Genomic DNA, 8,322 nt, shown 5'->3' on the forward strand with positions numbered 1-8,322 from the left:
TTCCAATTCGGACACATCCTCTCAAAATAATTGTAAGGACTTAATTAAACTGTGTCCATGAAACTATACTAACTCCACTCCAGATAATAGTCTTTACATACAGTTTAATTTCATAATAATCAAGTTAAACCATACTTAATATTTTAAAAAGCATACTAATAAAACTTATTTAAGTTAAGAATGTCTCTAGAGTAATATGAAAAATATGAATACTATGAGTTGTTTTTGGAAAGACAATATTATAAATAGGTTTAATGGAGGGATTGTGGAATGACAAAAATCAACATCCCACAGCTTTTTTCAATCTTTATATTAAGCATAGGGTTAACTAATCATGTCATTATAATCCCGTTTTTAATTGATGCTGCAGGTCGTGATGCATGGATAAGTGTAATTATTAGTTATGTAGTAACCCTTTTGTTCTCGTTATTATTACTGTATGTTACTAGAAAATTTCAATCAGTATCTATTTTTGAATGGATATCATCTACATATTCCAAATTGCTTAGTCGAACGATTGCTTTTTTATTGGTTATTTATTTGTCCATAACTGGTTTTATTACCTTAAAAGAAACGGTATTGTGGATAAATGAAACTTTTTTGTTTAATACACCGGTAGTAGTAATATCTCTATTCATTTTGACAGCATCCATTTATATTTCATACGGTAAGATAAATGTAATCGCCATTTGCGCAGGTGTTGTACTTCCATTAGTTATTATATTTGGTTTGTTTGTCGCAATTGGTACCACTCCTGATAAAAACTATAAACTTATTACACCTGTATTAGTTGAAAATGGGTGGAAGGAAGTGTTTCATGGTTCATTTTTTGCATTTGGTTCAGCCATCGAAATAATATTGCTGATATTTTTACAGCATCACGTCGATAGAAAACTGAGATTTTTACACATTTTATTGCTTATCACTTTTTTATGCATTCTAACAGTCGGACCATTACTTGGCAGTATTTCAACCTTTGGAGTAGAAGAAGCAGGGAAGTTGAGATATCCTGCGTTTTCTCAGTGGCGTATCTTAGGGATAGGTAATTATTTTAATCACCTAGATTTTTTATCCATTTATCAATGGTTATCTGGTACATTTATCCGTATCAGTATGATTTTATATATGATTACACAGCCCTTTGACATAAAAAAGAAAAAACATCGCTTTTATATTCAGGCCTTTATTTGTGTTATCTATCTAATTGTTATTGTGTTACCTATTTCAAATGAGGAGTTCTTTATTTTTTTATCCCGTTTTTACTACTTTGGAAGTATCTTTTTTGGTGTTTTTATCACAGTTTTTTTTGCTTATTTAATTAAAACTTCAACGAATAGGGTGTCTACAAATGAGAAGAAATAATTATCAAATAGATGAAGAATATATTACGAATCTTTTCCGACATTCAACAGATGTATCTATTGAGAAACAACACCTATACGGAAATAAAAAAAAGGAACAAATCCTTATCATTTACTGCAATGGGTTAATTGAACACAAATTATTAATAAATAGTATACTTCCAGACATTCAAAACAAATACTACCGCGATGGACTAAAAGGTGTAGATAACATAAATTGTTCTGAACGCATTACATTGCGTAAGCATGAAATAAATATTGATAATAAGCTTCAAGAAAAAATCTTCAATGGCTATACAGCAATACTGATTACTGAAAATTTATATTTCTTTAATACATCCAGTCCACCAAAACGATCACCTGAAGAATCCCATACCGAGGTATCTTTGCGTGGTCCAAGAGACGCTTTTGTTGAAGATTTGAGTACAAACATTGCTTTAGTAAGGAAACGACTTAAATCAAATTCTCTGGTAACAAAGTCTTTTACTCTTGGTAAAAGAAGTAAAACGCAAGTTCGATTAGTATATATAACAGATATACAAAATAATAAGATGATTAAAGAAGTTACTCATCGTTTAAATAGTATTGATATAGATATTGTAAACAGCGACAATCAATTACTGGAAATTCTTGGTGGTTCTAATTACTCTCTTTTTCCATTAATGCAATCTGTATCTCGTCCAGATGGTGTTGTCAGCAGCCTAGTTAGAGGCAGATTTGCTATTTTTATTGATAATGTCCCAAATGTATTAGTTGCACCAGCAAATTTGGGATTACTTCTCCATACTGCTGAGGACGAACATACACCATATTACTATGCCTCTTTTGAACTTTTACTTAGACTTTTGGGCTTGATGTTGGCTTTGTTTTTACCAGCTTTTTGGGTTTCGTTATCTGCATTTAATGTAGACCAAATTCCATTACCGTTACTTGCAACAATATCATCTTCCAGGCTAGGTATACCCTTTAATACAACAGTAGAAGTATTATTAATGCTTAGTCTATTTGAGTTATTTCGCGAAGCAGGTGTCCGATTGCCAAAAGCAGTTGGGCAAACCGTAGCAGTTGTAGGTGGATTAATCGTAGGTGATGCAGCAATTAGAGCAGGTTTAACGTCTCCAACTATGTTAGTTATTTCTGCAATTACAGCTGTTTCAACCTTTACACTTGGTAATCAGGCTCTTTATGGTACAGTTTCAATTATGCGATTCTTTTCCATTCTTCTTTCTTCTGCTCTAGGATTGTTTGGCTTTTTTATTAGTGTCTATCTAACACTTGGCTACCTTGCGAAGCTAGAATCATTTGGTGTTCCTTATTTAAGTCCAGTCTCACCATATGTAAAAAGCGATTTCTCTAAATCTTTACTGAAATATCCAGTTGTTCAACAAGATGAACGCGCAAAGATCCTTGACACAAATGATACTGACCGTCAGGGAGATGAAAAAAAATGAAACAATTAATAATAACGCTACTATTAGCATTGGTATTATTGATTTTAACAGGGTGCTGGGATGAACGCGAAATTGGTGAAGTCAATTACGCCACAACAATAGCAATTGACTATAAAGATGAAAAATATATAATTTATGTTCAAATTCTTGACTTTTCCAATGTAGCTAAAACGGAAGGTGGCAAAATGGGACAACCCGTACCACTATATATAGGCAATGGCTCAGGTCGTACAATTAATGATGCTATTTTCGATTTATATCGAACATCCCAACAAACAATGAACTGGTCACATATAGGAACGATTATCTATACAGAGTCTGTTTTGGAAAAAGGTATAAAAAAAGTGGAGGAATCCTTGAAGAAAAATGGAGAATTTCGTTATACACCGTGGATGTTCGGGACAAAAGAGTCAATTGAAGAAATACTTAGCTCTACTGGTTTTTTTCAACTCCCTCCAATATATACGATCTTGTATAAGCCAACAGATACATACCATCAATATTCTTATATAAAACCTATGCGATTGCATAAATTTGCTTCGATTTATAACGAACCAGGAGGGACAGCTTTGCTGCCTTCTATTTCTATTGACGAAACCGATTGGAAGGAATCTACTACAGAACCAAAGACTAAAAACACCCTGAAAATAAATGGGGCTTTTCCTGTGAGTGAAGGAAGCTATAAAGAGTGGATGTCGTATGAAGAGCTTATTGGTCTTAGATGGACGCAAACAAATACTAAAAATACACCAGTAAATATTATTGAGGACAATGAAATAAAAGGGGTTGTAAGAATAACGTCACCATCTGTAAAAATAAATGTAGTTAAGGATGGTGGGAATTTCCATTTTAACATACATGTTGATGCAAAAGGAGAATTAACAGATTTGGAAGAAGACTTTTCCTCAAAAAAAATAGAAGAATTGGTAACAAAACAGATTAAAAAAGAAATAAGGTCCACTTATCTGAATGGAATTGATAAGGAAATTGACGTATATAATCTAAAAAATATACTTTTCCATGATGGGGTTAAACCACAACAATTAAAAGATTATACGTTATCTGCTAATTCTATAAAAAATGTTACGGTAAATTTTCTCTTGGAAAACAAGGGTCTATATAATTGAAACTTGAGTTAGGCAAACTTAGTTGTGGAGTCAAATGATTTTTTTATAAATATTTAAAGCAGTAATATAAAGTGAATAAATTACTTAATGATGAAAAAGAGTAAAATAAAAATGTCTGGGAGACTATTATGAATAAATCTAACGGTAATAAGAAAAGTAATTCCCTTACTTCTTTACAAGTAGCATCACTTTGGGGACTGTACATGTGGATCGTCAACACTAGATCAGACAACTTTTTTAAGGGACAGCCGTTTGTTTGTATTCAATCAGGCTTACATGGCCTAGTGCCCCATGAATTCTTAGCTTGTTAAACAAGTTGACATAGTCACTGAATCCAAGTGTAAGATGCTCTAAATTATCAAGCTTTATTTGTCGGACAGATTCCGTTTTAATAATTTTAAACGTGGCTTCTGTCACCGTATTATCATATAGACAGCCTTTCATGCTTAAAGAGCGGCCAATCTGGAAGGTTGCTAGCGTTTTATCAATGAGCTGGTTTTTAAATTCGCTACCACGATCAGTGTGGAATAGCTGAATGTCCCACAGATCACTTTGAATGGAAGAAAAAGCCTGTACGACAAGGTTTGCATCTTTGTTTAGTCCTGTACTAAATCCGATGATTTCGTGGTTAAAGAGGTCGACAAGGATACATACGTAATGCCATTTGTTTTTGACTTTGACGTATGTTAAGTTACTGACGACAATTTTTTCTCTTCCGTCTGCTGAAACTCACATTTCAATTCATTTGCCTAAGCTGATTGGTTCCATGATCAGTGCGGCTTGTTTTAAAATATCATTTTCCATCCTCAACTGCTTTTAGTCCCTTGCGAGGTTCTAAGAGCTCCTGCTGTTCAGGAGACCGGTTGTTCTTCTCTATAAAAGAACTGGAGGTTTAGTCGATTTTTTGGGGAGCTTTTAATCAAAATTTCTTCTAAAATTGTGCAAAATATATATGTTTTTCATTAAAGGGCCTTCGAGCCTTTACATAATTGATTTTAAGCTCAACGAACATAAAGCGCTTAATGAATTTCACGATATATCGTATTGTCTATGTTGTTTGGATTACTAAAATAAAAGTAAACCATGTATTAAATTAAGGGAAGCTAAAGTTTTCGGATTGTTTTAATCTTCCTAGTGATCATTCTATCCGGTTGTTACTTGAAAGTACCCCAAAAGACCCCGGTGATAACCGGGCTTTTTTGGGGTGAATAATGAGCTTTACAATGAGAAAAACCGCACGGTGTCTTGGTGGACAGGCGGTTTTTTCCGGCCATAAGAGGAAAGAGCTCCTGGTGTGGCTTCCTAACATTCATCCTGCCACATAGGAATGAACTTTATTCAGAAATCAAGGAGTAGGGAAATGCAAGTGACAAGTGTGTTCTTTGTTTTGTGAGCGAGATTATCCCACACATGAAAAGTGGATCTCTTTTTACTTTATGTCACAATTCCATACAAGGTTCCGGTCATATTTTTTAAAGATGTAGGATAAATCTCTATTTAAAAAACCGGAGAATCCAGGGGAATATTTCTGTAGCGCACCAACAATAGAGAATCGAAAACCAGCAAAGAAAACCAACAAAAAGAAAGATATACTTGAATATTTTCATGGATATAATACGCCCTTCAGGCTTAATATTTTTCGTTTTTTTCTTGGTTTTCTAGCAGTTCTTTGTTGTTGTCCAAATGCACAGCAATATGCTGAAATAATAAACCATTTCCAAAACAAAGAAGCATACTTTTCCAAGCTTCTAATACAGGCAAATGCACATTTGAATAAAACATGATATGTAAGCCTAGAACGCCTCCGTATAAAATGAAAATCATGGAGTCTAGGATTAACATCCATTTGATTACTTTTTTAAGCATGTATCTTCATCTCCTCTCCGAATAGCAAGAACTTCATGTAACTAGTATGATCTTCGTTTGATCAGCTTATGATAATTTATTACAAAAAAGGGGATTGAATGGAATGTTATTCAAACTCATATAAAAAGGAGAAGGTTGCTTGCCCTTCTCCTTTTTTGTACAACCCAAACAAGTTGAGTATTAAGCATGAATAAAGTTTACACACGGGTGTTTTACTTCGGATGCCAAGCATTCACAACCTAATGGTATAAAGACTTTGCGGAAGACAGGGAAAGAGGGTGGTTCCTTTAGATGAGGTTTACACATTGCTTTAACATGTTCTCGGGAATAAGCCTTTTTGAGCCTTCTTTATTTCTTCAGGTTTAAAAAACTTTTACAGCGTGACTATACTTATAATATGAAGAAGATTTAGGATGCAAGATGAACCCCGTTCACCTTGTATGGTAACTTTCTTGCTGTAGCGGTCAATTTTTGTGACTTTCCCGACTCTTGATACAAGGCATCCACTCTTCCAAGCGGTTACTTTTAACAAAGTGTTTTCCTGCAAACTTTTAATTAAAAGCTGCTCCATTTCTTTGGCTTGTGTTTCGTCAGGATGAGGATGGGAGAGTTTGTAATCATTCTTACTATCATTCCTCAATAGTTTTTTATGTTTAAACATTAAGGTTCCTTGCCATCTTACGGTTTCGCTATCTCGCAGCATTAAAATCGCTCCTTTTTATCTTTTTATTTTAAGAACGTTTGATTATGCGTTGATGTCGCCTGCTCCTTGAAAAGCACTTTATTTGCCTGTGTTTTTGCTTTATACATTTTCTGATCAGCAACATAAAGAAGTTCATCTAGTGAACGGCCTTCCTCCGGATAAAAGGCATATTCAATCGAAATTCCAATTCCTATGGAGGGTTCGGCTCGCGTACTTTGATCGAATATTTCCTCTTCCAACCTGTCCACGAACTTTTCCACATCCTCAGGAATAAAATTAGGGGCAATAATGACAAATTCGTCGCCGCCTCAGCGGACGAGCATATCGGATTTTCTGGTATGATCTAGCAGCATCGACAGCCTTTTTAAAGTGCAGTCTCCCGATTTGTGGCCGAATCGATTATCTCTTTGAAATGATACACCTACCATAAAAACTGCCAAAGAAGAATAGGAAGATCTTGCGCTCCTTTTTGAAAACATATTTAAGGCAAATCTTCGATTATATATTTCCGTCGGGTCATCATGATAGGCATAAAAACGCATTTTATCATACTGTATGCCGATAAACCAGACAATGGCTAAAGACAGCAGGCCATCTATCATCTGCTTATGAACCAATTCACCCAAAAAAGAACCTATATGAACGAGAAAATAAGTACGATACTGATAAAACTGATTTGACCATAATATTTCATTTTAAAGTACCTCTATTATTTATTTGCCGGTGTCTAATGAGTATACCACGAAAAAGGTAAAATTACCCCATTTTTTAGGGTCCGTTAAATAATCTTGACAATATAAATTGGTTCCCTTATTTTCCATAGAATCGGCTCCTACATAACACAATCACTAGGAACAGTTAAGTAAAAGGCTAGGAAAAAGAACCAAAGAATGAATCACTAAATGAATCTTAAATGGTTGCGCTCTTTTAATACGATTAATTCAAAAAGCGGCAAAGCGTTTTCTTTTAATAACGCAAAAAGGAATAAGGTTAAGAGAAGCACCTGTCCTAATGGTGAGAGAATATAATTGCGAAATTTCACAAGGAACTCTCTGTAAAAAAGAGGTCCAGCCAAATGCATACTGAACAAATTTTATGCGAATATAGCAAAGGGAAAAATAAGTGATGCAAGTTGAGAGAGATAGCTGATTTTTGGAAACCAAAGTTGTGTTTTCACTTTCGTTATGGTTTCATGCAAGTTTTAAAGTTTTAGGCTACTGTAGGTAGCGCTGTTGAAAGGCGCTACAGGTCTTTCTTCTTGATTTTTTCTTCATCAAGGGATTTACATTTTATTTCAATAATGTATGAAAATACCGATATTATATTGTATATATAAGGATTTGGATTAGGGGAACTTTTGTCTTCATACGAACAACTGCCAGATAGTCTTTTAGCCGGCCTTTTTGTGGAAATCAGTAAGAGGATAAAAAAGGGGATTCTTTCTGAGGCGATGTATCATGAGATCGCCCTCATCAAGGCAGTAGGAGAAAAAAAGGTCTCTCAGAACTAGATCTCCAAAAGATTCACCTGGAACAGATTCACTCTCAATATAAAAAAGTGTAGACAAAATCCTGAAGTTTAGGGATTTTTTAATTTGGCCAAGTCCCGTTATTTTGTTTACTCCATACAATTAGCTTATTATTTCTCAATTTTTTTCCTTTTGAACAAAAAATATCAATAAAATTACTATACATCCTATGCTGGTCTATTTTCTCCACTTTTTTTGAATGGATTTCTATACAGACTGGATTTTTTTATCACAATGAGTGGAAGCTTTGGTATTCTGCATTGTTATACCCAATCATCTTTTTTAC

Annotated in this window: 6 protein-coding genes and 2 pseudogenes; 3 read left to right on the plus strand and 5 right to left on the minus strand. The window is 34.3% G+C overall.

Features of this window, described 5'->3' with window-relative positions; all coding sequences use genetic code 11:
- Window positions 1-270 precede the first annotated feature (270 nt).
- The 3 genes from ACH0BF_RS24730 to ACH0BF_RS24740 are packed head-to-tail and all read left to right on the plus strand — an operon-like array spanning window position 271 to window position 3,939.
- Window positions 271-1,362, plus strand: a complete 1,092-nt coding sequence (locus tag ACH0BF_RS24730; protein ID WP_340856914.1) for a GerAB/ArcD/ProY family transporter — start codon at window positions 271-273, stop codon at window positions 1,360-1,362.
- Entirely contained in the window at window positions 1,349-2,812 is a 1,464-nt protein-coding gene (locus tag ACH0BF_RS24735; RefSeq protein WP_340856913.1) for a spore germination protein, read from the plus strand. Before ACH0BF_RS24730 ends, ACH0BF_RS24735 begins: the two co-directional genes overlap by 14 nt.
- Window positions 2,809-3,939, plus strand: a complete 1,131-nt coding sequence (locus ACH0BF_RS24740; RefSeq protein WP_340856911.1) for a Ger(x)C family spore germination protein — start codon at window positions 2,809-2,811, stop codon at window positions 3,937-3,939. Before ACH0BF_RS24735 ends, ACH0BF_RS24740 begins: the two co-directional genes overlap by 4 nt.
- A 237-nt stretch (window positions 3,940-4,176) precedes the next feature.
- Here ACH0BF_RS24740 and ACH0BF_RS24745 read toward each other — a convergent pair whose 3' ends face one another.
- The 5 genes and pseudogenes from ACH0BF_RS24745 to ACH0BF_RS24765 all read right to left on the minus strand — a co-directional run bounded on the left by ACH0BF_RS24745 (window position 4,177) and on the right by ACH0BF_RS24765 (window position 7,110).
- Window positions 4,177-4,383, minus strand: a complete 207-nt coding sequence (locus tag ACH0BF_RS24745; protein ID WP_340856910.1) for an IS3 family transposase — start codon at window positions 4,381-4,383, stop codon at window positions 4,177-4,179.
- Window positions 4,384-4,389: 6 nt separating this feature from the next.
- Window positions 4,390-4,644 (minus strand): annotated as a pseudogene (locus tag ACH0BF_RS24750) (DDE-type integrase/transposase/recombinase); the annotation flags it as partial.
- A gap of 924 nt (window positions 4,645-5,568) precedes the next feature.
- On the minus strand, window positions 5,569-5,805 hold the full coding sequence (locus ACH0BF_RS24755) for a hypothetical protein (protein WP_340856908.1): 237 nt from the start codon (window positions 5,803-5,805) through the stop codon (window positions 5,569-5,571).
- Window positions 5,806-6,178: 373 nt separating this feature from the next.
- Entirely contained in the window at window positions 6,179-6,508 is a 330-nt protein-coding gene (locus ACH0BF_RS24760; protein ID WP_406910498.1) for a YolD-like family protein, read from the minus strand.
- Between the two features lie 23 nt (window positions 6,509-6,531).
- A pseudogene (locus ACH0BF_RS24765) lies at window positions 6,532-7,110 on the minus strand (GGDEF domain-containing protein).
- Window positions 7,111-8,322: the final 1,212 nt, after the last annotated feature.

This window comes from Pseudobacillus sp. 179-B 2D1 NHS, assembly GCF_045370945.1.
In the GTDB taxonomy this organism is placed as follows: domain Bacteria; phylum Bacillota; class Bacilli; order Bacillales; family Domibacillaceae; genus Pseudobacillus.